General features: G+C 64.6%; 28 protein-coding genes. 10 read left to right on the top strand and 18 right to left on the bottom strand.

Annotated elements, in window-relative coordinates; translation table 11 throughout:
- Positions 1-18: 18 nt before the first annotated feature.
- Entirely contained in the window at positions 19-690 is a 672-nt protein-coding gene (locus tag BRAGE_RS0141935; RefSeq protein ID WP_027561979.1) for a response regulator, read from the bottom strand.
- Positions 691-1,030: 340 nt separating this feature from the next.
- Between BRAGE_RS0141935 and BRAGE_RS0141930 the strand changes: the two genes are divergently transcribed.
- Complete coding sequence (locus BRAGE_RS0141930; RefSeq protein WP_181411734.1) at positions 1,031-2,656, top strand: MFS transporter; 1,626 nt, start codon at positions 1,031-1,033, stop codon at positions 2,654-2,656.
- A gap of 123 nt (positions 2,657-2,779) precedes the next feature.
- On the opposite strand, the gene BRAGE_RS0141925 is transcribed toward BRAGE_RS0141930, so the two are convergent.
- Complete coding sequence (locus BRAGE_RS0141925) at positions 2,780-3,253, bottom strand: secondary thiamine-phosphate synthase enzyme YjbQ (RefSeq protein WP_027561977.1); 474 nt, start codon at positions 3,251-3,253, stop codon at positions 2,780-2,782.
- A gap of 132 nt (positions 3,254-3,385) precedes the next feature.
- Positions 3,386-3,919, bottom strand: a complete 534-nt coding sequence (locus BRAGE_RS0141920) for a hypothetical protein (RefSeq protein ID WP_027561976.1) — start codon at positions 3,917-3,919, stop codon at positions 3,386-3,388.
- Positions 3,920-4,278: 359 nt separating this feature from the next.
- Here BRAGE_RS0141920 and BRAGE_RS0141915 point away from each other — a divergent pair, with 359 nt between their 5' ends.
- The 5 genes from BRAGE_RS0141915 (at position 4,279) to BRAGE_RS0141895 (ending at position 6,914) form a co-directional block, all read left to right on the top strand.
- Positions 4,279-4,653: an AtpZ/AtpI family protein gene (locus BRAGE_RS0141915; RefSeq protein WP_027561975.1), complete on the top strand. Its 375-nt coding sequence runs from the start codon at positions 4,279-4,281 to the stop codon at positions 4,651-4,653.
- A 111-nt stretch (positions 4,654-4,764) separates the two neighbouring features.
- Positions 4,765-5,514: a F0F1 ATP synthase subunit A gene (locus BRAGE_RS0141910; protein ID WP_027561974.1), complete on the top strand. Its 750-nt coding sequence runs from the start codon at positions 4,765-4,767 to the stop codon at positions 5,512-5,514.
- 53 nt (positions 5,515-5,567) lie between these two features.
- Positions 5,568-5,795, top strand: a complete 228-nt coding sequence (locus BRAGE_RS0141905; protein WP_018643436.1) for a F0F1 ATP synthase subunit C — start codon at positions 5,568-5,570, stop codon at positions 5,793-5,795.
- 61 nt (positions 5,796-5,856) lie between these two features.
- A complete protein-coding gene (locus tag BRAGE_RS0141900; RefSeq protein ID WP_027561973.1) occupies positions 5,857-6,423 on the top strand; it encodes an ATP synthase subunit B in 567 nt (188 codons plus the stop codon).
- Positions 6,424-6,428: 5 nt separating this feature from the next.
- Positions 6,429-6,914, top strand: coding sequence for an ATP F0F1 synthase subunit B (locus BRAGE_RS0141895; RefSeq protein WP_027561972.1), 486 nt, complete (start codon positions 6,429-6,431; stop codon positions 6,912-6,914).
- Between the two features lie 453 nt (positions 6,915-7,367).
- On the opposite strand, the gene BRAGE_RS56250 is transcribed toward BRAGE_RS0141895, so the two are convergent.
- The 5 genes from BRAGE_RS56250 to BRAGE_RS0141870 form a co-directional block, all read right to left on the bottom strand.
- Positions 7,368-8,024, bottom strand: a complete 657-nt coding sequence (locus tag BRAGE_RS56250) for a hypothetical protein (protein ID WP_027561971.1) — start codon at positions 8,022-8,024, stop codon at positions 7,368-7,370.
- A 129-nt stretch (positions 8,025-8,153) separates the two neighbouring features.
- Entirely contained in the window at positions 8,154-8,741 is a 588-nt protein-coding gene (locus BRAGE_RS0141885) for a GNAT family N-acetyltransferase (RefSeq protein ID WP_011084002.1), read from the bottom strand.
- A gap of 40 nt (positions 8,742-8,781) precedes the next feature.
- Positions 8,782-10,071, bottom strand: a complete 1,290-nt coding sequence (locus BRAGE_RS0141880; RefSeq protein WP_027561970.1) for a M16 family metallopeptidase — start codon at positions 10,069-10,071, stop codon at positions 8,782-8,784.
- Positions 10,068-11,486: a threonine synthase gene (gene thrC / locus BRAGE_RS0141875; RefSeq protein WP_027561969.1), complete on the bottom strand. Its 1,419-nt coding sequence runs from the start codon at positions 11,484-11,486 to the stop codon at positions 10,068-10,070. Before thrC ends, BRAGE_RS0141880 begins: the two co-directional genes overlap by 4 nt.
- A gap of 546 nt (positions 11,487-12,032) precedes the next feature.
- Positions 12,033-12,677: a response regulator transcription factor gene (locus tag BRAGE_RS0141870; protein WP_027561968.1), complete on the bottom strand. Its 645-nt coding sequence runs from the start codon at positions 12,675-12,677 to the stop codon at positions 12,033-12,035.
- A gap of 86 nt (positions 12,678-12,763) precedes the next feature.
- Between BRAGE_RS0141870 and BRAGE_RS0141865 the strand changes: the two genes are divergently transcribed.
- The gene (locus BRAGE_RS0141865) at positions 12,764-14,107 is read left to right on the top strand and encodes a histidine kinase (RefSeq protein ID WP_027561967.1); all 1,344 of its coding nucleotides are present in this window, start codon (positions 12,764-12,766) and stop codon (positions 14,105-14,107) included.
- Positions 14,108-14,204: 97 nt separating this feature from the next.
- Here the strand turns inward: BRAGE_RS0141865 and BRAGE_RS0141860 are convergent, their stop codons facing one another.
- The 9 genes from BRAGE_RS0141860 to coxB all read right to left on the bottom strand — a co-directional run bounded on the left by BRAGE_RS0141860 (position 14,205) and on the right by coxB (position 21,310).
- Positions 14,205-14,570 carry a nuclear transport factor 2 family protein gene (locus tag BRAGE_RS0141860; protein ID WP_027561966.1) on the bottom strand — a complete coding sequence of 122 codons (366 nt, stop codon included), beginning with the start codon at positions 14,568-14,570 and terminating at the stop codon, positions 14,205-14,207.
- A 116-nt stretch (positions 14,571-14,686) separates the two neighbouring features.
- On the bottom strand, positions 14,687-15,439 hold the full coding sequence (locus BRAGE_RS0141855; RefSeq protein ID WP_027561965.1) for an SURF1 family protein: 753 nt from the start codon (positions 15,437-15,439) through the stop codon (positions 14,687-14,689).
- A complete protein-coding gene (locus tag BRAGE_RS0141850) occupies positions 15,436-15,837 on the bottom strand; it encodes a DUF983 domain-containing protein (protein ID WP_027561964.1) in 402 nt (133 codons plus the stop codon). Before BRAGE_RS0141850 ends, BRAGE_RS0141855 begins: the two co-directional genes overlap by 4 nt.
- 99 nt (positions 15,838-15,936) lie before the next feature.
- Positions 15,937-16,833, bottom strand: coding sequence for a cytochrome c oxidase subunit 3 (locus tag BRAGE_RS0141845; protein WP_027561963.1), 897 nt, complete (start codon positions 16,831-16,833; stop codon positions 15,937-15,939).
- A 76-nt stretch (positions 16,834-16,909) separates the two neighbouring features.
- A complete protein-coding gene (locus BRAGE_RS0141840) occupies positions 16,910-17,563 on the bottom strand; it encodes a cytochrome c oxidase assembly protein (RefSeq protein ID WP_027561962.1) in 654 nt (217 codons plus the stop codon).
- 5 nt (positions 17,564-17,568) lie between these two features.
- Positions 17,569-17,733: a hypothetical protein gene (locus BRAGE_RS0141835; RefSeq protein ID WP_018644977.1), complete on the bottom strand. Its 165-nt coding sequence runs from the start codon at positions 17,731-17,733 to the stop codon at positions 17,569-17,571.
- Between the two features lie 7 nt (positions 17,734-17,740).
- A complete protein-coding gene (locus tag BRAGE_RS0141830) occupies positions 17,741-18,685 on the bottom strand; it encodes a heme o synthase (RefSeq protein ID WP_027561961.1) in 945 nt (314 codons plus the stop codon).
- Between the two features lie 60 nt (positions 18,686-18,745).
- Positions 18,746-20,362 (bottom strand): cytochrome c oxidase subunit I, encoded by a 1,617-nt coding sequence (gene ctaD / locus BRAGE_RS0141825; RefSeq protein ID WP_027561960.1) that lies wholly within the window; start codon positions 20,360-20,362, stop codon positions 18,746-18,748.
- 90 nt (positions 20,363-20,452) lie between these two features.
- Positions 20,453-21,310 carry a cytochrome c oxidase subunit II gene (coxB, locus tag BRAGE_RS0141820; protein WP_027561959.1) on the bottom strand — a complete coding sequence of 286 codons (858 nt, stop codon included), beginning with the start codon at positions 21,308-21,310 and terminating at the stop codon, positions 20,453-20,455.
- Positions 21,311-21,757: 447 nt separating this feature from the next.
- On the opposite strand from coxB, the gene BRAGE_RS0141815 reads away from it, so the two are divergent.
- Positions 21,758-22,303 carry an invasion associated locus B family protein gene (locus tag BRAGE_RS0141815; protein ID WP_027561958.1) on the top strand — a complete coding sequence of 182 codons (546 nt, stop codon included), beginning with the start codon at positions 21,758-21,760 and terminating at the stop codon, positions 22,301-22,303.
- A 6-nt stretch (positions 22,304-22,309) separates the two neighbouring features.
- On the opposite strand, the gene BRAGE_RS0141810 is transcribed toward BRAGE_RS0141815, so the two are convergent.
- Positions 22,310-22,597 (bottom strand): hypothetical protein, encoded by a 288-nt coding sequence (locus BRAGE_RS0141810; protein ID WP_035730640.1) that lies wholly within the window; start codon positions 22,595-22,597, stop codon positions 22,310-22,312.
- A gap of 170 nt (positions 22,598-22,767) precedes the next feature.
- On the opposite strand from BRAGE_RS0141810, the gene tldD reads away from it, so the two are divergent.
- Positions 22,768-24,195: a metalloprotease TldD gene (tldD, locus tag BRAGE_RS0141805; RefSeq protein WP_027561956.1), complete on the top strand. Its 1,428-nt coding sequence runs from the start codon at positions 22,768-22,770 to the stop codon at positions 24,193-24,195.
- Positions 24,192-24,968, top strand: a complete 777-nt coding sequence (gene lepB, locus BRAGE_RS0141800; protein ID WP_027561955.1) for a signal peptidase I — start codon at positions 24,192-24,194, stop codon at positions 24,966-24,968. The genes tldD and lepB overlap by 4 nt, the downstream gene beginning before the upstream one ends.
- The last annotated feature ends 6 nt before the right edge of the window (positions 24,969-24,974 follow it).

Genomic DNA, 24,974 nt, shown 5'->3' with positions numbered 1-24,974 from the left:
ACTTTTCCGGATCATGCTCTACCCCGTCGGGGTGCCCTGCTTCCATTGGCCGCCGGCGATCTTGGCGGCGGCGATCACGGCCTGCGTCCGGCTCTCGACGCCGAGCTTTTGCAGGATCGCCGAGACATGCGCCTTGATGGTGGCCTCGGACACGCCGAGCTCATAGGCGATCTGCTTGTTGAGGAGGCCTTCCGACAGCATCATCAGCACCCGCACCTGCTGCGGCGTCAGCGTCACCAGGCGGTCGCGCAGGCGCGTCATGTCGGGATCGGCAGCGGCGGACAGGTCGGTGTCGGCGGGAACCCAGACGTCGCCCTCCATCACCTTGAGGATGGCGTCGCGCAAGGTCTCGACGCCGAACCGCTTCGGAATGAAGCCGGAGGCGCCGAAATCGAGCGAGCGGCGGATCGTGGCATTGTCGTCGGAGGCCGAGACGATCACCACCGGGATCGCCGGATATTGCGCGCGCAGATAGATCAGGCCGGAAAAGCCGGAGATCCCGGGCATCGACAGGTCGAGCAGGATCAGATCGACGTCGGAGGCCTGTTCCAGAAGCCTGGTCAGATCCTCGAACGATCCGGCCTCGTCGATCCTGGCAGAGGTCAGGACGCCCGCCACCGCCTGCCGCAGCGCATCGCGGAACAGGGGATGGTCATCGGCAATGACGAGATGGGTCGAGGGAGCGTTCATCGTTCTCTTGCTGGCAATCACCGGCCAGTAAGCCGGTCCGGGGCCTCGGTCAATTCTTTCCCGACCCGCCGTGGCATGCAAGCAGACAATATCCCTTTGCGGGAACGGGGTTAATCCAAAGTCGAGCACTATCGTGCCACCTGGAGGCTGCGCGCCGTCAGGTGCGCGTCAGTGCGCAAGGCCGAAAGTCGTATTGGGGCGGGTTTCACGCCGATGTTACCTTGCGCCCCAAGACCTGGGTTGATCCGGCATGCCCGGACATCCGGGGCGCGAGGAAACGCATTTCGGGGAGCGACTCAACATGTCGACAATGGCTGTGTCTCAGACAGGCGCAGGAGGGATGACGAAGGACGAACGTTTCGTCATTCTCGCCTCCTCGCTCGGTACCGTCTTCGAGTGGTACGACTTCTATCTCTACGGTTCGCTCGCCTCGATCATCGGCGTGCAATTCTTCTCGGACTATCCGCCGGCCACACGCGACATCTTCGCGCTGCTGGCATTCGCCGCGGGCTTCTTGGTCCGGCCGTTCGGCGCCATCGTGTTCGGCCGTGTCGGCGACATCGTCGGCCGCAAATACACCTTCCTCGTCACCATCCTGATCATGGGTCTGTCGACCTTCATCGTCGGTCTCTTGCCCAACGCGGCGACGATCGGCATCGCGGCGCCGATCATCCTGATCGCGCTGCGCCTCGCCCAGGGCCTGGCCCTCGGCGGCGAATATGGCGGTGCGGCGACCTATGTCGCGGAGCATGCTCCGAACGGCAAGCGCGGCTACTACACCTCCTTCATCCAGACCACCGCGACGCTCGGCCTGTTCCTGTCGCTGCTGGTCATCCTGTTCACCCGCACCGCGACCGGCGAAGCCGAGTTCGCGAAGTGGGGCTGGCGCATCCCGTTCCTGGTCTCCGTGCTGCTGCTCGGCATCTCGGTCTGGATCCGGCTTCGCCTCAATGAATCCCCGATCTTCCAGAAGATGAAGGATGAAGGGAAGAGCTCGAAGGCGCCGCTGACGGAAGCCTTCGGCAACTGGCAGAACGGCAAGCTCGTGCTGCTCGCGCTGCTCGGTGGCGTGATGGGCCAGGGCGTGGTCTGGTACACCGGCCAGTTCTACGCGCTGTTCTTCCTGCAATCGATCCTGAAGGTCGACGGCTACACCGCCAACCTCCTGATCGCCTGGTCGCTGCTGCTCGGCACCGGCTTCTTCATCGTGTTCGGCATGCTCTCCGACAGGATCGGCCGCAAGCCGATCATCCTCGGCGGCTGTCTGATCGCGGCGCTGACCTTCTTCCCGATCTTCAAGATGATCACCACCAACGCCAACCCGGCGCTGGAAAAGGCGATCGAGTCGGTCAAGGTCGACGTGTTGGCGGATCCCGCAGGCTGCGGCGACCTGTTCAACCCGGTCGGTACCCGCGTCTTCACCGCGCCCTGCGACACCGCGCGCGCCTACCTGTCGCAGTCGTCGGTCAAGTACTCGACCACGTCGGGCCCGGCCGGCTCCGGCGTCAAGGTGGTGGTCAACGGCAAGGAAGTTCCGTACACCAGCGCCAAGGACAGCAACCCGGCCGTTCTCGCCGCGGTGCAGGCGGCCGGTTATCCCAAGACCGGCGATGCGGGCATCGTGAAGATGGCGCATCCGTTCGACATCTTCCGTCCGCAGGTGGCCGCGACCATCGGGCTGCTGTTCATCCTGGTGATCTTCGTCACCATGGTGTACGGCCCGATCGCCGCGATGCTGGTTGAACTGTTCCCGACCCGCATCCGCTACACCTCGATGTCGCTGCCCTACCACATCGGCAACGGCTGGTTCGGCGGCCTCTTGCCGGCAACCGCCTTCGCGATCGTGGCCTCGACCGGCGATATCTATGCAGGTCTCTGGTACCCGGTCATCTTCGCGGCCATCACCGTCGTGATCGGTTTCCTGTTCCTGCCCGAGACCAAGGACGTCGACATCAAGGCGACCTGATCGACACAGCGATCGACACCACAAGCCGGCCGCGGAGCGATCCGCGGCCGGTTTCATTTTGTGGATTCCTGGTTTGACGCGTTCTCTTCACGCGAACCGGTACCCACTTCGCTCGAAAACGCTCTACTGATTGCTGCCGATGAATTGCAGCACGACCTCGCGCCGGTGCGGGCGCGCGCGATGCTCGATCAGATAAATCGCCTGCCAGGTGCCGAGCGCGAGCCTGCCGTTCAGGACCGGCACCTGGAGCGAAGTCTGCGTCAGCATCGTCTTGACATGCCCGGGCATGTCATCCGGTCCTTCCGTGTCGTGTGTCCAGCCGGCATTCTCGGGCGCTAGCCGCGACAGTGCCGTGGTGAGATCGACCAGCACGGACGGATCGGCATTCTCCTGGATCGTGAGCGAGGCAGAGGTGTGCCGGATGAACAGCGTCAACGCGCCCTCACGCGCGCGGGCCTCGTCGATGAATTTCGTGGCTTCGCTGGTGAGATCGGTGAAGCCGCGGCCCGGCGTCTGCACGGTCAGCAGCGACGATGCGATCGTCGTGGCTTGCACTGACGACGGCGCCGAGCGGGTGACGGATTTGGTGGATGTCATCGAAATCTCTCAACTCGGGAAGCTGCCGTAGGGTGGGCAAAGCGGAGCGTGCCCACCAATGTGCGCGACGACATCAAGGTGGTGGGCACGGCGCTTTGCGCCTCTGCCCAACCTACGGCAGCTCGTCGCGCATCAAATCTTCCCCGACACGTCCTTCTGCACGCGATTGGCCATGTCGATCAGCCGGCGCCAGGCCTTTTCCAGGAACGACATCACGCGGTCCATGTCCTGGTCGCTCGGCAGCGGAATCTCGATCTTGCGGTCGCCCTCGGCGACCTTCGGCTCCGCCTTCTTGAGCGGATCGGATTTCGGCAGCGCCTCGTCGATCTTGCCCGAGACGGTCGGCCCGGCCGCGAGCTGCCCCTTCAGCTTCTCGACTTCGGCCTGGAGCCGGCCGATCTCGGCGTCGAGCGCAGTCCGTTCGTCGGGCACAGCGTAACAGGCCCAGCCGGCGCCGTTCTTGGTGCAGGTCGACACCGTGCCGGTGCGGGTGTCGAGCCGCAGCACGCCCTCGGGAATCGGCGTCATGCTGTAACGGCCGTTTTCACTGTCGGGCGCGGATTGGGCGGCAACGATGCCGCCGCCGGCGGTCATCGCCGCGGCGAACGCCATCGCCGCAAGCCAAGATGCCGTGCAAGTTGTTGTGGATGGTTTCGCAGGTCTCATCGCGCTCTCCGCCACGACGCGCCGGTGGCGCTCTCGCAATTCTACACCCCGGCCGGGCGATCCGCCGCCCAAAACGCGCGCACGGCATCAACGATCACGGCGGCCCCTTTGATCCCGGCAGCACGGCGAAATGGGGACCGCTTCCCCCGATCATGCCGAGAGCTGCTGCGGTGCGGCGTCACGCTGTGTGCAGCACTGCCGCGCGCGGCGATACCATAAACAAAATCAGCTAGATAGCAGAAAGCGACGCAATCGTGACTTGGCTTGACTTGATTATGGGCCATCAGTATGGTCCGCGCGGCTTTTGAGGGTGGCGGGCGTAGTTTCCATTCAACCGCGGCGTTTCTGGTCTTCGTGGCATGGCTCAAGACACGGGACACGACGAGAATGGAAATCGCGATAGATCGCCCGAGGAAGCTGCGCTTTCCGAACGGCTCGGAAGTCTTGATAAGCGGTTGTCCGAAATTCGCGGCCGCCACATCAAGACCGAGCAACCCACAGGTGACAGTGGAGACGGAGCGGCCAGAGCCTCGGCGATGGCGCTTGGTTTTCGGTTATCCTCGGAGTTGGTCGCCGGTGTCGCTGTCGGAGCGGGGATTGGCTGGGGGTTCGACCGCTTGCTGTCGACGTCGCCTTTCGGGTTTATCGTGTTCCTGCTGCTGGGCTTCGTCGCCGGCGTGGTGAATGTGGTGAGATCGGCGGGCGCGGGTCAAAACAGGCGCGGTGGTTCGTAAGCCGATCCCACAGGAGAGGAATGATCGCGCCGGCTTCGCCGGTGCGGGCCGGCCCGGCCGGCAGACCGAGACCCGCCGGCATTGCCCGGCAGACCAAGAGATGCCGCGCTGATGAAAATCGACCCGATCCACCAGTTCAACATCGAGCCTCTCTTCACCCTGGGCCATATCGGCAATCACACGATCGCCTTCACCAATTCATCGCTCTACATGCTGGTGGCGGTCGCCATCATCTCGATCCTGATGCTTGCCAGCGGCACGCAACTGGTTCCCGGGCGTCTGCAGTCGGTCGCCGAGATCTCCTACGAATTCGTCGCCTCGACCATCCGCTCGACGGCCGGCGCGGAAGGCATGAAGTTCTTCCCGCTGATCTTCTCGCTGTTCATGTTCATCTGCGTCTCGAACCTGGTCGGCATCATTCCCTACACCTTCACGATCTCGAGCCATCTGATCGTCACCGCCGGGCTGGCGCTGCTGGTCTTCTTCACCGTGCTGATCTACGGCGTCGCCAAGAACGGCCTGAAATTCTTCTCGATTTTCGTTCCCCACGGCGTCCCCGGCTACGTCCTGCCGCTGGTCATGTTCATCGAGATCCTGTCGTTTTTCCTGCGGCCGGTCTCGCACAGCATTCGTCTGTTCGCCAACATGCTGGCCGGCCACATCGCGCTGAAGGTGTTCGCGGGCTTCGTCGCCATGCTTGGCTTCTCGCTCGGCGCCATCGGCTGGGTCGGCGGCGTGCTGCCGCTCGCGCTCACGATCGCGCTCTACGCCCTCGAGATCCTGGTCGCGTTCCTGCAAGCCTATGTGTTTGCGATCCTGACCTGCATCTACCTCAACGACGCCATTCATCCGGGACACTGAGCGGTCCGGGGAATTTCCACCCACAACCCAATCTTTCTTCCAAGGAGTCTAAAATGGATCCGGCAGCAGCAAAACTTATCGGCGCGGGCATCGCGTGCATCGGCATGGGCGGTGCGGGCGTCGGCGTGGGCGTGATCTTCGGCAACTACCTCGCCGCAGCCGTCCGCAATCCGTCCGCCGCTCAGGGCCAGTTCGGCAACCTGATCTTCGGCTTCGCCGTGACCGAAGCGCTCGGCATCTTCTCGCTGCTGATCGCTCTGCTTCTGCTGTTCGTTTTCTAAAGAACGACCTCTTCCGCGCCGCTTCATCCGAAGCGGCGCGTGACAGCAACAGGAGTACTCCATGGCCGAGAGTCATGGCGGGGCGAAAGGTCCGGCGACTGACGCCCACACCGAAGCCGACGGCGGTCATCACGGCGGCGGCTTTCCGCCGTTCGAGACCAGCACCTTTGCTTCGCAGCTGGTGTCGCTCGCGATCTTCTTCGTCCTGCTTTACGTGATCGTGTCCAAGCTCGCTCTGCCCAAGGTCGGCGGTGCGATCGAAGCGCGTCAGAACAAGATCGAGGGTGACCTCACTGAGGCGCAGGCGCTGAAGGACCAGTCCGAGGCGGCGCTGAAGGCCTATGAAAGCGAGCTCGCTTCGGCGCGTTCGCGGGCGCAGGCGATCGGCAACGAATCCCGCGACAAGGCGAATGCGCAGGCGGATGCCGAGCGCAAGGCGCTGGAAGAGCAGCTGGCGGCCAAGCTCGCCGAGGCGGAGAAGACCATCGCCTCGACCCGCACGACCGCCATGAGCAACGTCCGCGGCATCGCGGCCGATGCGGCAGGCCAGATCGTGCAGCAGCTCACCGGCGTCGTTCCGGATGCGGCGTCGGTCAATGCCGCCGTTGATGCGTCCTTGAAGGGTTAGTCGAGATGTTCTTCGATCCTGAAACCTGGGTCGCCGTCGCCTTCGTGATCCTGATGGTCGTGTTCGGCTATCTCGGGGTGTTCAAGTCGGCGCTGACCGCGCTCGATCATCGCGCCGAGCGCATCAAAGCCGAGCTCGACGACGCCACGCGCCTCAAGCAGGAAGCGGCCAAGGTGCTCGCCGACTACAAGGCGCGCAGCGCCACCGCCGAGCGCGAGGCTGCCGACATCATCGCCAATGCCAAGTCCGAAGCCGAGCGCATCGCGACCGAGGCCAAGGCGAAGATGGAGGATTTTGTCGCCCGCCGCACCAAGACCGCAGAGAGCAAGATCGCGCTCGCCGAAGCCCAGGCGCTCGCCGATGTCCGCGCCGCAGCCGCGGAAGCCGCCGTCCAGGCCGCCTCGACGATCCTGTCGCAGTCGGTCAAGGGCCAGGTGGCCGACGATCTGCTCGCCAAGGGCATCAACGAGGTTCGGCAGAAGCTGAACTGAGAACAGAAGCCCTCACCAATCAAAAAGCCGGCGCGATGAGCGCCGGCTTTTTTGTTGGCCTAGGTCGATCGTAGACGGATCGGCCGTTTGGCTGTCTAATCGAGCGATCCGGGCCATGATCTTTTGAGATCGCATGAAAACTGTCCAATGCAGTACGCACGGTCGGCAGCCGATGACGTTCGTGTGCCAGCACGTCGTCCATGGCCTCACGAGGCGCGAACGCGTTGGCTTCTTCTGGGCATCTGATTCAGGGAATCCAAGATCCGATGCATGGTGCGGTGAGTGCAATAACCGGGTTGCCGAAACCGGCGGTGAGTGGATCGGTGATGCATTGGAGCATCTCGATCCAAAGGTGCTTTGCGGAGCCTGTTACGACCTCGCAAAGCTCTTCCATATGGGCGGAAACCCCTGGTCCTAGCGTCACCCGAGGGTGACGCTGCCCAGAGATACAGCCTACTTCTTCTTCCCTCGCCCCTTCGGCTCGGGCGAGAGCGCCTGCGGGTCGAAGCCAACATAGAAGATGTAGGAATCGGCGACCGCGGCCGACGGCACCGGGTAGGACAGGTCCTCGGCAACGAAGGTGAACGGCACGCTGCCGCCCTCCGCCATCTCGACCGTGGTCCGGTAGGCCTTCGAGGCGATCACTTTCTCGCCGACGCCGCCCTGCACCACGGCGACGCGCAGGGGCACTTCGACCGTCGATGGCGCGCCGGCAGGACCGGCGATGACGCGGCCCTGGATGCCGATCCGGGCCGTGATCTCGCCGCCGTTCCGGACACATTCGCGCGCCATCTTGGTGATCGAGGCCTGGAAGCGGACGTCGTTGCCGACGGCCGGCTTGCCGGTAGAGCCGACCCCGTAGGTCGAGGCGCCAGCGCGCACCGTGACCTGCGGGCAATCGACGTCGTCATCGGCGGCCGGCTGGCCCGGCGCGGGCGCCGGCTTGGGCTGGGCCGGCTCGTCGGACTTGCCGCCAAAGAGGTTCTTGAAGCGGTCGGTGAGCGACTGGGCCGCCACCGGAGAGACCGAGGCGAGCGCAACCGACAACGCCAGCGCGATCCCCGTCCCCCGTCGCAACGCATTCCGCGATGACCGAAGCTCCTGCACCATCGACACCCATACTCCATGACAAATACCGGCCGATCACCGCCGGCCATGCGCGTTATATCGTCAAAATCGGCGAACCCAAGGCAGCAAAAGGCCGTCGCAATGCGACTTTGGCCACAGGAAGGGCTGGGTTCAGCCGCGGAAATCCTCGTGCAGCAGGCCGAACAGCAGATGGTCCTGCCAGACCCCGTTGATGCAGAGATAGCGCCGCGCGAGCCCCTCGCGGGAGAAGCCGCACTTCTCCAGGACACGGATCGACGGCGCATTGGTGGGGATGCAGGCGGCCTCGACCCGGTGCAGATTGAGCTCGCCGAACAGCGTCGGCAGCAGCACCCGCAGCGCCGCCGTCATGTAGCCGCGATGGGCATGGGGCTGGCCGACCCAATAGCCGATGGTGCCGGCCTGCACGATGCCGCGGCGGACATTGGCGAGCGTGATGCCGCCCACCATGGCCCCATCGAGCTCGCGGAAGATCAGGAAGGGGTAGGAGCGGTCCGCAGCAATGTCCTCGGAATAGCGGCGCAGACGGCGGCGGAAGCCAGACCGGGTGAGATCGTCCGACGGCCAGATCGGCTCCCAGGGCGTCAGGTAATCGCGGCTGCTCTCGCGCAGATGCGCCCATTGCAGGAAGTCCGACATCTGCGGCGCACGCAGCAGCAGCCCGTTGCCGCGCGGAGCGAGGGCGGCGGGTCCACTGGAAGGCAGGCGAAAGAGAGCCATGGTGATGCTTCCCGAAGGCGGAGGCTCCGTGGCGCGGCTCCTAATGCAGCCGCGCCTTGGCGCGCGCCCGCGTCAATCCTTCCGCAAAAGACACCGCCGTGTCCAGACCCCTGCCGCTGCCCAATGCGACAACTGCAGGGCGGCTACGCGAAAGCAGCGCACGCGCGGCATCCCGGGTCGATTCGACACTGACCGCGTCGATCCGGGCCACCAGTTCCTGCACCGTCTGCGGCCTTCCATAAGCCAGCACGTGCCGGGCGAGTTGCTCGGCGCGGGACGAGCAGCTCTCCAGCGCCATCAGCAGGCCTGCCTTCATCTGCGCCTTGGCCCGCGCGATCTCGGCCTCGGCCAGGGTCTCGACCGAATCATTCATGATGTCGACCACGACCTCCATCATCTCCGGCGCGTCGGCCGGATCGGTTCCGGTGTAGAGGCCGAAGAAGCCGGTGTCGGTATAGGGGGCGTGGAACGAGTAGATCGAGTAGCAGAGGCCGCGCTTCTCGCGGACCTCCTGGAACAGCCGCGACGACATCCCGCCGCCCAGGATGTTGGTGAAGACCTGGAGCGAGAACAGCGACGGGTCGGTCTGGGGCACGCCTTCCAGCGCCAGCGTCAGATGCGCCTGCTCGAGCTCGCGATGCACCACCTTGGCGCCGCCCTTGCCGAACTGCGCCGACTGCGGCTTCGGACCCGGCGTCGCCTCGAAGCTTGCAAAGCGCTGCTCGACCTCAGCAACCACTTGTTGGTGATCGACCGCGCCAGCGGCCGCCACCACCATGTCGGGGCCGCGATAATGCGTCGACAGATAGCCGCGCAGCATGTCGCGGTTGAAGCTGCGCAGCGTCTTCGCGGTGCCGAGCAGCGAGCGGCCCATCGGCTGGTCGGGATAGCAGAGCTCGTTGAGATGCTCGAACACGACGTCGTCGGGCGTGTCCTGCGCAGCGCCGATCTCCTGCACGATGACGTTCTTCTCGCGCTCGAGCTCGTCGGGCTCGAAGGCGGGATTGGCGAGGATATCGGCGAGCACATCGAGCGCCAGCGGCACGTCGGCCTTCAGCACCCGCGCGTAATAGGATGTCGTCTCGGTCGAGGTGCCGGCATTGAGGTCGCCGCCGACCGCCTCGATCTCCTCGACGATCTCGCGCGAGGAGCGCCTGGTCGTGCCCTTGAACGCCATGTGCTCAAGGAGATGCGAGATGCCATGCTCGTTCGGCTTCTCGTCGCGGCCGCCGACGCCCGCCCAGACGCCGAGCGCCGCGGTCTCGAGATGGGGCATCTTGTCGGTGACGACGGTTAGGCCGGAGGCAAGCTTGGAGATCTCGACGCTCATCCGGCAACTCCCTGTTTTGCGGCGCGGCTGACCGACAGCACGAACCGCTCGACCTCGGCCTGATCGTTTTTCATCACCTTCATGTGTTCGGATTTGGTCATGAGACCGTCGAGCCAGGCCGGCAGTTGCGGCCGCTGGCCGCAGGCCGCCTCGACCGCGTCCGGGAATTTGGCCGGATGGGCCGTAGAGAGCACGATGCTGGGCACCGTGGTGTCGGTGGTATCGCGGTCGGCGACGGCGAGCGCCACCGCGGTGTGCGGGTCGACCAGCTCGCCCGCCTCGCGCCAGGCGGCGCGGATCGCAGCCGCGGTCTCGGTCTCGTCGGCGCGGCCTGCGTCGAACTCCTCCCGGATCGCCGCCAGCGTCGCATCGGGCAGCACGAAGCGCCCCGACTGCTTCAGCGAGTCCATCAGGCGGCGCACGCCGGCCGCATCGCGCTTGCCGGCTTCGAACAGCAGCCGCTCGAAATTCGAGGAGATCTGGATGTCCATCGACGGCGAGGCGGTCGCATGCACCTCGCGCACCTCGTAGATGCCGGTCTTCAGCGTGCGCGCCAGGATGTCGTTGACGTTGGCGGCGATGCAGAGGGTACGCACGGGCAGGCCCATGCGCTTGGCAACATAGCCGGCAAAGATGTCGCCGAAATTGCCGGTCGGAACGATGAAGTCTACCGCGCGCGCCGGCGCGCCGACGGCAACGGCCGAGGTGAAGTAGTAGACCACCTGGGCGACGATGCGCGCCCAGTTGATGGAATTGACACCGGAGAGCGAAGTCGCATCGCGGAAGCGATGGTTGTTGAACATCCCCTTCACGAGCGCCTGGCAGTCGTCGAAGGTACCTTCGATGGCGAGCGCATGGACGTTGGCCGCGCCCGTCGTCGTCATCATCCGCTGCTGCACCTCGGAGATGCGGCCGTGCGGAAACAACACGATGAGATCGACATTCTCGAGGCCTGCGAAGGCTTCGACCGCGGCGCCGCCGGTGTCGCCCGACGTCGCGACCACGATGGTGGTGCGCTGGCCGCGCTTGGCGAGCACATGGTCCATCAGCCGCGAGATCAGCTGCATCGCCACGTCCTTGAAGGCGAGCGTCGGACCGTGGAACAGCTCCAGCACGAACTGGTGCGGCGCCATCTGGCGCAGCGGCACCACCGCGGGATGGCGGAAGGTGGCGTAGGCCTCATTCGCCATGCGGCCAAGCTCGGCGTCCGATATCTCGCCGCCGGCGAAGGGGCGGATCACGTCGACTGCGACCTCCCAATAGGGGCGACCGAAAAAGCCGGCGATGGCTTCGGTCGAGAGCTGCGGCCAAATGGCCGGAACATACAGGCCGCCGTCACGGGCAAGCCCAGTCAGCATCACGTCGCAGAAGCCGAGTTCGGGGGCCTCGCCCCGGGTCGAGATATAACGAGTCAAACTGCCCTCCAAAGGCCGGCCGGGCCAAAGCTCGATCCGTAAGCCTTTGATTTTACGAAAATACTTGTTAACAGCCAGAGGCTTTGGGCCACCATAAAGTGTTTTGCGGCGTCGGGAAACCGCTTCCCGTCGAGGCCTCTGCAACGAAAAGGGCTGCGGCGATGCCGCAGCCCTCTCTTGGAAGGTCTGTCGTTGAGTGTGCAGACCGGTTTGCCTCGTGCGGGTCGCGGGCCCGCTAAACTATCGGCACCAGCTTTCGTTGCCTGTCATCAGATCGTCAAGAGCGAAAACTGTGTACGCCGAAAGATGTTCCCTGTTTTTCCCGGGATGCTTCGGCCCGCTCTTTGGCATTCGCATGCAGGTTCATTCCTGACTTTGCCACGTTTTCCCGAATTTATCACCCGCCTCGGGAACGAATGACCCGGCGGCCGATTGTGTCGGCGGATGGCACCCGCCGTCATCCACGCATTGCCCGGCCGACGGCGGCGCCGATCCGTCGACCGAACCGCTGCATCCTGGAGCAGCCGGTTCGGTCGCCGACGGATCTCAGCTCATCCCGATTTCCACCGCGATCCTGATCAGGTCGGAATGGTTCTTGGCCCCTAACTTCTGCTTGAGCAGGGACGTGGTGTTCGCGACGGTCTTGTAGGAGATGCCGAGCGCCTCGGCGACCTCGACGATCTTGTCGCCGCGCCCGAGCAGGCGAAGAATCTCGAGCTCCCGCGGCGTCATCTGCGAAGCCGGATTGGCCTTGATCGCGGCGCCGGAGAACGTCACGGCCTCGGCGAGTTGCGGCGAGATGAAATTGTCACCTGCGACGACCTTGCGCACGGCTTTCAGCAGGATCCTGGGATCGTCGCCCTTGGAAACATAGCCCTGCGCGCCGAGCTCAACGGCCCGCACCACGAAGGCCGGATCGTCGTTCATGCTGAACATGATGATCTTGGCGTCCGGATCGTCCTTGCGGATGCGTCGCATTAGCTCGAAACCGGAGACGTCGGGCAGGCTGATATCGATCACGGTGACGTCAGGCCGCTTGCTGACATAGGCGCGATGTCCGGATTTAGCATCCGTCGCCTCGTCGATGCGGATCGAATGGTCGGACGCGAAAAGCGTCCGGCATCCGGACAGCACCACAGGATGGTCGTCGACGATCAGAACCTTGGTCGCCGGCTTGGCGGTATCTTGCATCGCGCGCTCTCTTGTTTTTCGACTCATAGACCGGCGGGAACAAATGGAAAGAGCAAATCGCCCCGATGCGCGTTAGAATTGACCTAATGTGGCAACGGCTCTCGTTCAGAACCCAACTGTTTCTTCCGCTCGGCTTGAGCTTTCTAGCCGCGCTGGCCATGGGCGGCGTGCTGCTCCAGACATTCGCGACCGGCCAGCTGGCCGACGAGAACGAGCCAGGTCGGCGCTCGACCCGGACCGTCGCCGTCGCACTCAACAACGCCCTCGGCGCCTCGGATAACCCGCGGAAGATCCTCGATGCGTTCGTCCATTCGCTGGATCCCTCCTCTGATATCCAATTCCGCCCCATGGAAGCAGGTCCCGCGCCCCCTGTGAAGGACCGTCTGCACGATCTGCATGGCGTGCCGCAATGGTTCGCAGACCTGATCGTCATTCCGGACATGGACGCGGCCTCACCTGTCATCATCGACGGCAGGCGTGTCGGTGACATCGTCTTCATGCCTGACCTGTCGGCCGACCTGTTCGAGAAATGGATCGGCTTTCTGGCGCTGACAAGTCTGATCGCCGTATTGACGGTTCTGACCGGCACGATCGCTTATCTGTTCACAGAATCAGCGCTGCGCCCTCTGCAAAAGCTCGGCGCAGGCCTCACCCGAATACGGCGCGGCGATTACGCGATGCCGATTCCGGTGGCAGGGCCGCCGGAGATCCGGCAGAGCTGCGAGGAGGCCAACGCGCTGGCAACGACGCTGGCGGAATTGAGCCAGGACAATCGCGACCTGCTGCATCGCCTGGTGTCGCTCCAGGACGACGAGCGGCGCGACCTCGCCCGCGAGCTGCATGACGAGCTCGGACCGCTGCTGTTCGGCATCCGCGCCAGCACCATCGCCCTGGCCGAGGCCTCGCCACGGGCAGGAAATCTCGGCAATTCGGCGCAGGAGGTGATGCGGTCGGTCGAGGCGCTCCAGCAGGCCAATCGCCGCATCCTGGACCGGCTGCGGCCGCTCTACATCGAGCAATTGGGGCTCCAGACCAGCTTGCAGACGCTGCTCCAGAACTTTCGCAGACAGGCGCCGCATGTCAGCCTGACGGCCACGATCGATGCCGCTCTGAACGAGATCGACGGACCGCTGGCCCAGACCGTCTATCGCGTGATCCAGGAGGCGCTAACCAACGTGCTGCGCCATGCCAATGCCCGCAACGCCCATGTGCAGGCCACCATGGCGGGCGAGGCGCTCGCCATCGAGATCTCCGACGACGGCGGCGGCTTTCCAGAGAGCAACGTCTTTGGCCGGGGTCTGACCGGCATGCACGAGCGCGTGCGCGCTCTCAGCGGATCATTGTCATTGCTGCGCGCGGACGATCGAACCTATGTGCGCTGCCAGCTGCCGGTGGATGCGACGCGAGAAGAGCAGCGGCCGCGGAGCTAAAGCGCGATGAGATTGGGATGAATCGTCATCGCGCTTTAGGTTGTTGTTTGAGCATGATCTTTTCGGAAAACCGCTTCGCACTTTTCCGGATCATGCTTTAGCACGCGCAGCCATCGTGGGAGTTCTGCGGCGACGGCGTGCACAGCGTACTGTAAATCTTGCCTTCCGCGCTGAAGCGGAACGAGGCGTGGATGCGCAGTGAGCCCGCGATGGAATATTCGAGATCGATGCCGTGCGGCACAGGATTGATTTCTTCGAGGCCGAATCCGACCGACGAGAAAGTGCTGAGCCGGGGTCCCCAATAGGTTTCGAGCTCGTTTCGCCCACGATAATGTTGCGTGCCGTTGCAGGTGCATTCGACCCGGGCGTCGTCCGCATAGAGGTCGAGCAGGCCCGCAAGGTCGCCTGTGCGGCAGGCGTCGACCCAGTCGACGACGATTCCCATCTGATCAATATCGCTCACGCCAACATCCTGTTTGCCGCGAAAATTTTCGCGCGGCTTAGGGCCACAGTCGTGAATATGCGCTGAATAATAAAGCCCGGATGATTGCGGGTTCCCTCTGGGAACCTGCGGTCATGTCAGGCCGGGCGTCGTCCTTTCATCCAGACGCCGAACGCGATCAACACCGCGCCTGCGAGGGCGAACCAGGTGATGGCGTATTGCAGATGATCATCCTTCAGATGCACGTCGAGCGGACCCGGGCGCGGGATGCCGTTCTCGGGCGCAGGCCGCTCCAGGTCGATATAGAACGGCGCAACCGTGCCCCAGCCCAGCGCGCTTGCGATTGCCCGATGATCGCGCACGAACCAGAGTCGCTTGTCGCGGTTCTCCGCCGGCGTCAGCCAGCCCGACGCCTCGGGAAAGCGCAGATAGCCGGTGAGCACGACGGGCTGCCCGGTGACGAGCTTCTTCACCGCACGATCCTCGACGCCGCGGTCCTGCATCGTGTTCTCGACGAAGCCGGCGTCGATCACGATCGTCTCACCGCTCGGAAGGCGCGCCGGCAGGAAGGCCCAGGTGCCGGGGCCGGAGGCGTCCTTGCGCACGGCCGAGCCGGAGGAATAGATCATCGCATCAGGAAGCGGCGCATAGGTCGCGGTAAAGCTGACGCGGCGGAATTCGTCGTGCGCGGGATCGAGCGCGGTCCACTGCGACGGCGGCGGCAGCGCGACGGGCGCTTCGGCCAACCGCTCGGTGAGCGCCGCGATCAGCTCGTGCTTGGCGGTCCGGCGCTGCAATTGCCAGACTCCGAGCGAGATCAAGACCACCGTCAGGAACAGCGTGAACAGCGCGAAGCCGGCCACGCGAGGCTTGCGCGCCGGCTCGTTCATTTCGCGCGGTCGACCAGCCGGCCCGGCGCCGCCTTGTGGTGGAATTGCAGCGCGATCAACAGCGACTTCATCGCACGCAGCGGCAGCAGCGTGGTGGCGAGGATCAACGGCAGCCAGAGCGCTGCATGCAGCCAGAACGGCGGCTGGTACTTGACCTCGACGACGAGCGCGCAGCCGACCACGATCGCACCGGCCAGCATGATGATGAAGATCGCCGGACCATCGCCGCTGTCGATGAAAGCGTAATCGAGGCCGCAGCGGTCGCAGGACGGCGCGAGCGTCAGGAAGCCCGCGTAGAGCTTGCCCTGGCCGCAGCGCGGACACTTGCAGGCAAGCCCGCGCATCGCGCTTTGCAGGACGGTTGTCTCGGGCTCGGATGTGCCGGTGGCGTCGTTCATGATCGCGGGACTCTATCACAGTTTCCGCCGAAACTTGCGGCGGCAGAAAATGCGAAAGGGCGGCCCTGCGGCCGCCCTTTCTGATCAATTCACGACGACTTAGTGCGCGCCGTGGGCCATGGTCTCAGCACCGTGTCCCCACACATAGATGCAGAGGAACAGGAACAGCCAGACCACGTCGACGAAGTGCCAGTACCAGGCGGCGAACTCGAAGCCGAGATGCTGCTTCGGCGTGAAGTGGCCGGCATAGGCGCGGAACAGGCAGACCAGCAGGAAGATGGTGCCGACCAGCACGTGGAAGCCGTGGAAGCCGGTGGCCATGAAGAAGGTCGCGCCATAGACGTTGCCGGCGAAGGAGAACGCCGCGTGGCTGTACTCATAGGCCTGCACGCAAGTGAAGAGCGCGCCGAGCACGACGGTGAGGATCAGGCCGTACTTCAGGCCCTGACGATCGTTCTCGAGCAGCGCATGGTGAGCCCAGGTCACCGTGGTGCCTGAGGTCAGCAGGATCAGCGTGTTCAGCAGCGGCAGGTGCCAGGGATCGAAGGTCTCGATGCCATGGGGCGGCCAGGTGCCGGGGACCGCGCAGGCACCGGCCTGGGTGCCGAGGCCGCAGCCGAACACCGCATCGCGGGTGGCGTGGACGGCGTCGGCCGGGAACAGCGCCGCATTGAAATAGGCCCAGAACCAGGCCACGAAGAACATCACCTCGGAGGCGATGAACAGGATCATGCCGTAGCGGTGATGCAGCTGCACGACGCGGGTGTGGTCGCCCTTGTACTGGGCTTCCTTGATCACGTCGCCCCACCAGCTCGCCATGGTGTAGAGCACGCCGACGGTGCCGACACCGAACACGATCGGCGCGGCCGAGAACATGTGGTGCATCCAGGCGATCGCGCCGACCGCCATGATGAAGGCCGAGAGCGAACCGACCGCCGGCCAGGGAGAGGGATCGACCAGGTGATAGTCGTGATGCTTGCCTTGCGCGGTAGCCATTTGCGGTCTCTCTCCTCAATCCCGTGCCTGTCCGGCACTTATCCCCTTGTTTCCAACCCCTGGGCGAGCCCGGCGATCAGAGATTTCCCTTGCGTTTGTCGTTCTCGCCGGAGGCGAGCGGCTTCACCACCGGATCCTTCACCGGATAGAACGTGTAGGACAGCGTGATCGTGTTCAGCCCGTCGTTCTCGTGATCGTCGGCGATCGACGGATCGACATAGAACACGACCGGCATCTCGCGCTTCTCGCCCGGCGCCATGGTCTGTTCGGTGAAGCAGAAGCAGTTGATCTTCTGGAAGTAGGACCCGACCGTCAGCGGCGCGACATTGTAGGCGGCCTGGCCGGCGGTGGTGCGCGCGGCCTGGTTGGTCACAGTGTAGAACACAGTCACGACCTGGCCGATATTGACCTCGATCTCGTTCTGCTCCGGCTCGAACTTCCAGGGCAGGCCGGGCGCGACGTTGGAATCGAAGCGCACCGAAATCTTCCGCGCGATCGGGCCGCTGGCGGGCGCGGAGGTCGCGACTTGCGTCGTGCCGTTGAAGCCGGTGGCGCGGCAGAACCAATTGTAGAACGGCACCGCCGCATAGGAGGCGCCTACCATCAGCGCGACCACGCCGCCGCAGATGGAAGCAACCACCACATCGCGGCCCAGCCCGCCACCCTTGGCCGGCTTACGATTGGCCGGCTTGGCGCTGACGTCCTCCAATATGGTCGGCTCGTGATCCATGATTCCTACATCGGCCGGACTAGCACTGCCGGTCCCTTGACCATGGTGACGGCGAAGAACAGCACGACGAGCACGCCGAGCGCCAAAGCAATGGCAATGGAGCGCTGACGACGACTCTTCTTCTGCGCCTCGGTGAGGACGATTCCATCTGGCTCGGGTTTGTCGGCCATTCCTGCCTCATGCGCCCCCAACCATCGGAGCAAGCGCCCTGAACACGACCTCGGCCAGCAGGGTCGCGAACAGCGCGAACAGATACAGGATCGAGAAGGCGAACAGCTTTCGCGTCGCGCGCAAGGACTGGCTGCGCTCGCGACGGACGTAGACGTTGATCGCGAGCACCAGCATGCCGGCGCCGAGGATCAGCGAGACGACGCCGTAGACGGCGTCGAAATAGCCGAGCGCCCACGGCGCGGCGGCGACCGCGATCAGCACGATGGTGTAGAGCAGGATCTGGAGCCGCGTCGCGTCGGGGCCGGCGACGTTGGGCAGCATCGGAATGCCGGCGCGCGCGTAATCGTCGGAGCGGAACAGCGCCAGCGCCCAGAAATGCGGCGGTGTCCAGAAGAAGATGATCGCGAACAGCAGCAGCGGCTCGACGTCGACCGTGCCCGTCACCGCGGCCCAGGCCACCACCGGCGGCAGCGCACCGGCGGCGCCGCCGATCACGATGTTCTGCGCGGTCCAGCGCTTCAGCCACATCGTGTAGATCACGACGTAGAAGAAGATAGTGAAGGCGAGCAGCGCGCCCGCGATCCAGTTGACGAGGATGCCGAGCGTCATCACCGAGAAGAAGGCGAGCGTCGTACCGAACGCCATGGCCTCAGGGCGGGTGATGCGGCCGCGCGGGATCGGCCGGTTCGCCGTGCGCGACATTTTCGCGTCGATGTCGCCTTCGAGCGCCATGTTGAGCGCGCCGGAGGCGCCGGCGCCGACGGCGATGCACAGCAGCGAGGTGATCGCGAGCACCCAGTGGAAATGCCCGGGCGCCATCGCCATGCCGACCAGCGCGGTGAAGATCACCAGCGACATCACCCGCGGCTTGAGCAGCGCGATGTAGTCGCCAACCTCCGCTTCGGAGATGCGGGGATTGATGTCGATGGCGTTGTGGTCGAGAACGGACACTAATCTAACTCGCTTCGTTATAGAGCCGCGGCGCCCATGACGGGCGCCGCGGAAGATGGCTTACTGCACGCGGGGCAGCACTTCGAACTGGTGGAAGGGCGGCGGCGAAGGCAGCGTCCACTCCAGCGTGGTCGCACCTGCACCCCACGGATTGTCGCCCGCCGGCACCTTGCGGGCGAAAGCGTCGATCACGCAGTAGAGGAAGATCAGGACGCCGAAGCCCGAGATGTAGGAGCCGACCGACGAGACCAGGTTCCAGCCGGCGAATGCATCGGGATAGTCGACGTAGCGGCGCGGCATGCCCGACAGGCCGAGGAAGTGCTGCGGGAAGAACACCAGATTCACGCCGATGAAGGTGACCCAGAAGTGCGCCTTCGCCAGCGTCTCGTTGTACATGTAGCCCGTCATCTTCGGGAACCAGTAGTACCAGCCGGCGAAGATCGCGAACACCGCGCCGAGCGACAGCACGTAGTGGAAGTGCGCGACGACGTAATAGGTTTCCTGGAGCACGCGATCGACGCCCGCGTTCGCCAGCACGACGCCGGTGACGCCGCCGACGGTGAACAGGAAGATGAAGCCCACCGCCCAGATCATCGGGGCGCGGAATTCGATCGAGCCGCCCCACATCGTGGCGATCCAGGAGAAGATCTTCACGCCGGTCGGCACCGCGATCACCATGGTCGCGGCGACGAAATAGGCCTGTGTCGCCGAGGACATGCCGACCGTGTACATGTGGTGCGCCCACACTACGAAGCCGATGCCGCCGATCGCAACCATGGCGTAGGCCATGCCGAGATAGCCGAACACGGGCTTGCGCGAGAAGGTCGACACGATCTGGCTGACCATGCCGAAGCCCGGCAGGATCAGGATGTACACTTCGGGGTGGCCGAAGAACCAGAACAGGTGCTGGAACAGCACGGGGTCGCCGCCGCCGTCGGGCGCGAAGAACGTCGTGCCGAAATTGCGGTCGGTGAGCAGCATGGTGATCGCGCCGGCGAGCACCGGCAGCGACAGCAGCAGTAGGAACACCGTCACCAGGATCGACCACACGAACAGCGGCATCTTGTGCAGGGTCATGCCCGGCGCGCGCATGTTGAAGATCGTGGTGATGAAGTTGATTGCGCCGAGGATCGACGAGGCACCGGCGAGATGCAGCGACAGGATCGCGAAGTCGACGGCCGGGCCCGGATGGCCGGAGCTCGACAGCGGCACGTACATGGTCCAGCCGGCGCCGACGCCGTTGGCGCCCGGCTCGCCCTCGACGAAGGTCGACATCAGCAGCAGCGCGAACGAGGCCGGCAGCAGCCAGAACGAGATGTTGTTCATGCGCGGGAACGCCATGTCGGGCGCACCGATCATCAGCGGCACGAACCAGTTGCCGAAGCCGCCGATCATCGCGGGCATGACCATGAAGAAGATCATGATCAGGCCGTGGCTGGTCACGAAGACGTTGTAGGTGTGCGTCTCGTGGAAGATCTGCACGCCCGGATACATCAGCTCGGCACGGATCGCGATCGACATCGCGGCACCGATGATGCCGGCGACGACCGCGAAGATCAGGTACATCGTGCCGATGTCCTTGTGATTGGTCGAATAGACGTAGCGCCGCCATCCCGTCGGATGGGCGTGCTCGTGGTCATGCGCGTGATCGCCGTGTGCCGCTGCGCTCGTTGCCATTTTCAAATCCTGCCTTGCGTCCCGTTCGGACCTTTTTGGAGGTCCCGCCCTTTATCTCGCTTACAGTCCCCTCGAGCCGTCACCCGACGCTTACTGCGTCGGGCCGGCCGCGGAGGCGTAGGTGCTGGTGCCGCCGCTTGCAAATTTCTTCTTCGCCGTCTCGACCCAGGAGGCGAATTCCTGGTCCTCCACCACGCGGATCGCGATCGGCATGAACGCATGGTCCTTGCCGCAGAGCTCCGAGCACTGGCCGTAGAACATGCCGGTCTTGGTGGCCTTGAACCAGGTCTCGTTCAGCCGCCCCGGAATGGCGTCGATCTTGACGCCGAAAGCCGGCAGCGCGAAGGCGTGGATGACGTCGGCGCCGGTGACCTGGACGCGAATCACCTTGTTCACCGGCACCACCATCTCATTGTCGACGCCGAGCAGGCGGGGCTGCTTGTCCTGGGCCATCAGCGAATCGAACTCGAACTTGCCGTTATCCGGGTAGGCATAGGACCAGTACCACTGCTTGCCGGTCGCCTTGACGGTGATATCCGCCTTCGGCACGTCGAGCTCCAGGAACAGAAGCCGGAACGACGGCACCGCGATGCCGACCAGGATCAGCACCGGAACCAGCGTCCACACCACCTCGATCAGCGTGTTGTGGGTGGTCCGCGACGGCACCGGATTGGCCTTCGCATTGAACTTCAGCACCACGATCACCAGCAGCGCCAGAACGAACAGCGTGATCAGGGTGATCAGTACGAACAGGAAGTTGTGGAACCAGACGATGTTGTCCATCACCGGCGAGGCGGATTGCTGAAGCGTCCATTCCCACGGCGCCGGTTGCCCGAGCTCTGCGGCGAATGCCTTCCCGCCCGTCGCCAGCGTCATGCCAGCCGCCACCAAGGCGATGGTGGCCATTCCCAGCAAATGCCGGCCCACCCGACCCATCGACATCCTCATGCCGTTCGCGCTCCCCTTACGAAATCACCCCAAGTGCGCTCCCCTATTTTTGGGAAACGCTTATTCGATCCGCCCGTCTGACAAACCGCCGCGCAAGAATACCTCTAAGAGGAATTGGGGCCAGATCGCTAGAACGCCGAAATCAAGCCTCTCAAACCATAATTCTTGATCTATCGCAATGCAGTCTTGAGCCCGGTCTGTCAGCGATCACCCGCAAGATATTTCCTAGTAACATCAGACAAAAATACCGTTTCCCGGGATGCTGCGGCTTGACAGCGGCATTGCCCGCGGTAGGCACTGGCGAACAGCCGCGCAGGAACCTGATTCGTGCTGATGCTGGCGGTGTGAGCGGCGCGGAATTTGCTAGGGAATCGCCTTCAAGCCGCCGTCATTCCCGTATCAGTCCGCCAGGTGCGAGCGACCCAGGCGAGCAGAGGGACCGACCCGATGGGGTTTTCGAGATGCATGGCGAGGCTGGCTAAAAGGCAGGCTGACGGCCTCACGGCGCTGGCGGCCCTGCTGGCTGCGGTCGTCCTGCTGGCGCTGCCCGGCCTTGCCCATGCGCAGGGCGCGGTGCGCTCCGTCCATGGCGACTGGCAGATCCGCTGCGACACCCCGCCGGGCGCCCAGACCGAGCAATGCGCCCTGATCCAGAGCGTGGTCGCCGAGGACCGCTCCAATGCCGGCCTGACCGTGATCGTGCTCAAGACCGCCGACCAGAAGAGCCGCCTGATGCGCGTGGTCGCCCCGCTCGGCGTGCTGCTGCCCTCCGGCCTCGGGCTGAAGCTCGACAATCAGGACGTCGGCCGCGCCGGCTTCGTCCGCTGCCTGCCCAATGGCTGCGTCGCCGAGGTCGTCATGGACGACAAGCTGCTCGGCCAGCTGCGCAGCGCCAAGACCGCGACCTTCATCATCTTCGAGACCCCGGAAGAAGGCATCGGCTTCCCGCTCAGCCTGAACGGGCTCGGCGAGGGCTACGACAAGCTGCCGTAGCACCGCTCACGCCGCGTCGACGCAATAGAGCTCCGTGTCGCACCAGCCGCAACGATAGATGCGGCCTCTTCCGGCCACCGGCCCGACCAGCGCCTTGCGCCGGCATGTCGCGCAGACGACGCCGTCCACCGTGTCGCAGCCCGGGTGAGCTGCGACATAGGCCTCACGGGTGGGATAGGAGGTCCAGTAGCGGCGGTAGACGAACTGGTTGAACAGCAGGACCAGCCCCAGCGCGCCAAAGCCGATGATCAGGCCGTGATACTGATCCCAGAACACAAGCAGGGAATTCCACATGCTTTTGCCGGCAGATCTCTCACCAAGGGTCGCCCTCGATAGCCCGAAATCCTGAAAGCCGGTTTAAGGGGAAGCCGTACCTATCGTTTCCGTAATGTGACGGCCCGGCCCTCGCGGAACGCGCGGGAAACCATTATCTTGCCCAACATCCCCCGATAATGGACGGACGCATGACCAATCCTGCCACAACCTCCCTGCTCGACCGCGCCAATCTCGATCGCGACCAGGTTCGCAACGAGGTCGCGCGCGGGCTTGCCGGCGCCGACGACGGCGAATTGTTCCTGGAATACAGCCAGACCGAAGCGCTGATGTTCGACAATGGGCGGCTGAAGCAGGCGACCTACGACACCTCGCAAGGTTTTGGCCTGCGCGCCGTCAAGGACGACGCGGTCGGCTACGCGCATTCCTCCGACGTGTCGCTGCCGGCGCTGATTCGCGCCGCGGACGCGGTCGCGGCGGTGCGCGGCGGCTATTCCGGCAGCTTCGCCGCCCCGCCGGCGCATACCAACGTGCGGCTCTATAGTGACGACAATCCGCTGGATGCGCCGGGCTTCGAGACCAAGGTCAAGCTGCTCGCCGAGATCGACGCATATCTGCGCGACAAGGATCCGCGCGTGCGGCAGGTCAGCGTCAGCCTGGGCGCGACCTGGCAGGTTGTCGAGATCCTGCGGCCCGACGGCGAGAGCTATCGCGACATCCGCCCGCTGGTGCGCGTCAACATCTCCGTCGTCGCCGGCCAGGGCGACCGCCAGGAGAGCGGCAGCAAGGGTTACGGCGGCCGCGCCGGCTATGCCGAATTCATCGAGAGCAGGAATTGGCGCGAGGCCGCCGACGGCGCGCTGCGCGAGGCCCTGGTCAATCTGGAATCGATCCCCGCCCCTGCCGGCGAGATGGACGTCGTGCTTGGCGCCGGCTGGCCCGGCGTGATGCTGCATGAAGCGGTCGGCCACGGCCTCGAAGGCGACTTCAACCGCAAGAAGACCTCGGCGTTTGCCGGCCTGATGGGCCAGCAGGTCGCCGCCAAGGGCGTCACCGTCGTCGACGACGGCACCATCGCCTCGCGGCGCGGCTCGCTGTCGATCGACGACGAGGGCACGCCGACCAACCGCACCGTGCTGATCGAGGACGGCATCCTGGTCGGCTACATGCAGGACCGCCAGAACGCGCGGCTGATGAACATGAAGCCGACCGGCAACGGCCGCCGTCAGGGCTATGCCCATGTGCCGATGCCGCGCATGACCAACACCTACATGCTCGCGGGCGACCGCGACCCGGCCGAAATCCTCGCCTCCGTGAAGAACGGCGTATTCGCCGCGAATTTCGGCGGCGGACAGGTCGACATCACCTCGGGCAAATACGTGTTCCAGTGCACCGAGGCCTACAAGATCGAAAACGGCAAGATCGGCGCGCCGCTGAAGGGCGCCATGCTGATCGGAAACGGGCCGACGGACCTGCATCGCATCCGCATGATCGGTAACGATCTCGCGCTCGATACCGGCATCGGCACCTGCGGCAAGAACGGTCAGGGCGTGCCTGTCGGCGTCGGCCAGCCGTCACTTCTGATGGAACGCATTACGGTAGGTGGAACAGGCGCATGAGTGTCGAGAAGGTAACCGTCCCCGCCAAGCGGCGGACCAGCGGCTGGGGCGGCCAGCTGATGCAGCTCGCCGGCATCGTTGCCGCCGTGTTCATCGCCAAGGGCGCGCTCGCCGAGCCGTTCTATGTGCCGTCGGGCTCGATGGAGCCGACGCTGCTGATCGGCGACGCCCTGCTCGCCTCGAAATTCCCCTACGGCTACGGCACCTCCTCGCTGCCGATCCAGATCAACCTGCCCGAGAGCGGCCGCGTGTTCGCGGAGACGCCGAAGCAGGGCGACGTCGTCGTGTTCCGCTGGCCCGGCGATCGCTCGCAGGCCTGGGTCAAGCGCGTCGTCGGTCTGCCCGGCGATCGCATCCAGATGCGGCAGGGCCAGCTCTTCATCAACGATCGGCCCGCCGAGCTGAAGCCGGATGGCATCGGCCAGGCCGAGGACGACAATGGCGGCAGCGAGCCCGCCTACCGCTACGTCGAGACGCTGCCGAACGGCGTCTCGCATCTGATCTTCAAGATGCGCGACAACGGTCCGCTCGACAACACGCCCGAGGTGACGGTGCCGCCCGGCCATCTGTTCGTGCTCGGCGACAACCGCGACAATTCCGCCGACAGCCGCGTGCCGCTGCGTTCCGGCGGCGTCGGCATGCTTCCGATCGACAACCTGGTCGGACGCGCGGATGCCGTGCTCGGCTCCTGGGATCTCGGCATGCGCGGCCAGCCGGTGTGGACCTGGCTCTCCGGCTTCCGGCTCGCGCGGTTCTTCACCGCCGTGCACTGAGCTGAT

The sequence above is a fragment of the Bradyrhizobium genosp. SA-4 str. CB756 genome, from assembly GCF_000473125.1.
In the GTDB taxonomy this organism is placed as follows: Bacteria; Pseudomonadota; Alphaproteobacteria; order Rhizobiales; family Xanthobacteraceae; genus Bradyrhizobium; species Bradyrhizobium arachidis.
The sequence above is the reverse complement of the archived record's forward strand: the minus strand, read 5'-3'. Positions and strand labels throughout refer to the sequence as shown.

Coding starts and splice junctions, on each gene's coding strand:
- BRAGE_RS0141935 (WP_027561979.1), bottom strand. CDS start 690: ATGAACGCTCCCTCGACCCATCTCGTCATTGCCGATGACCATCCCCTG.
- BRAGE_RS0141930 (WP_181411734.1), top strand. CDS start 1,031: ATGACGAAGGACGAACGTTTCGTCATTCTCGCCTCCTCGCTCGGTACC.
- BRAGE_RS0141915 (WP_027561975.1), top strand. CDS start 4,279: ATGGCTCAAGACACGGGACACGACGAGAATGGAAATCGCGATAGATCG.
- BRAGE_RS0141925 (WP_027561977.1), bottom strand. CDS start 3,253: ATGACATCCACCAAATCCGTCACCCGCTCGGCGCCGTCGTCAGTGCAA.
- BRAGE_RS0141840 (WP_027561962.1), bottom strand. CDS start 17,563: ATGGATCACGAGCCGACCATATTGGAGGACGTCAGCGCCAAGCCGGCC.
- BRAGE_RS0141865 (WP_027561967.1), top strand. CDS start 12,764: ATGTGGCAACGGCTCTCGTTCAGAACCCAACTGTTTCTTCCGCTCGGC.
- lepB (WP_027561955.1), top strand. CDS start 24,192: ATGAGTGTCGAGAAGGTAACCGTCCCCGCCAAGCGGCGGACCAGCGGC.
- BRAGE_RS0141870 (WP_027561968.1), bottom strand. CDS start 12,677: ATGCAAGATACCGCCAAGCCGGCGACCAAGGTTCTGATCGTCGACGAC.
- BRAGE_RS0141910 (WP_027561974.1), top strand. CDS start 4,765: ATGAAAATCGACCCGATCCACCAGTTCAACATCGAGCCTCTCTTCACC.
- BRAGE_RS0141900 (WP_027561973.1), top strand. CDS start 5,857: ATGGCCGAGAGTCATGGCGGGGCGAAAGGTCCGGCGACTGACGCCCAC.
- BRAGE_RS0141880 (WP_027561970.1), bottom strand. CDS start 10,071: ATGAGCGTCGAGATCTCCAAGCTTGCCTCCGGCCTAACCGTCGTCACC.
- BRAGE_RS0141810 (WP_035730640.1), bottom strand. CDS start 22,597: ATGTGGAATTCCCTGCTTGTGTTCTGGGATCAGTATCACGGCCTGATC.
- BRAGE_RS0141815 (WP_027561958.1), top strand. CDS start 21,758: ATGGGGTTTTCGAGATGCATGGCGAGGCTGGCTAAAAGGCAGGCTGAC.
- BRAGE_RS0141920 (WP_027561976.1), bottom strand. CDS start 3,919: ATGAGACCTGCGAAACCATCCACAACAACTTGCACGGCATCTTGGCTT.
- BRAGE_RS0141885 (WP_011084002.1), bottom strand. CDS start 8,741: ATGGCTCTCTTTCGCCTGCCTTCCAGTGGACCCGCCGCCCTCGCTCCG.
- BRAGE_RS0141895 (WP_027561972.1), top strand. CDS start 6,429: ATGTTCTTCGATCCTGAAACCTGGGTCGCCGTCGCCTTCGTGATCCTG.
- ctaD (WP_027561960.1), bottom strand. CDS start 20,362: ATGGCAACGAGCGCAGCGGCACACGGCGATCACGCGCATGACCACGAG.
- BRAGE_RS0141835 (WP_018644977.1), bottom strand. CDS start 17,733: ATGGCCGACAAACCCGAGCCAGATGGAATCGTCCTCACCGAGGCGCAG.
- BRAGE_RS0141855 (WP_027561965.1), bottom strand. CDS start 15,439: ATGAACGAGCCGGCGCGCAAGCCTCGCGTGGCCGGCTTCGCGCTGTTC.
- tldD (WP_027561956.1), top strand. CDS start 22,768: ATGACCAATCCTGCCACAACCTCCCTGCTCGACCGCGCCAATCTCGAT.
- coxB (WP_027561959.1), bottom strand. CDS start 21,310: ATGAGGATGTCGATGGGTCGGGTGGGCCGGCATTTGCTGGGAATGGCC.
- BRAGE_RS0141850 (WP_027561964.1), bottom strand. CDS start 15,837: ATGAACGACGCCACCGGCACATCCGAGCCCGAGACAACCGTCCTGCAA.
- BRAGE_RS0141845 (WP_027561963.1), bottom strand. CDS start 16,833: ATGGCTACCGCGCAAGGCAAGCATCACGACTATCACCTGGTCGATCCC.
- BRAGE_RS56250 (WP_027561971.1), bottom strand. CDS start 8,024: ATGGTGCAGGAGCTTCGGTCATCGCGGAATGCGTTGCGACGGGGGACG.
- BRAGE_RS0141905 (WP_018643436.1), top strand. CDS start 5,568: ATGGATCCGGCAGCAGCAAAACTTATCGGCGCGGGCATCGCGTGCATC.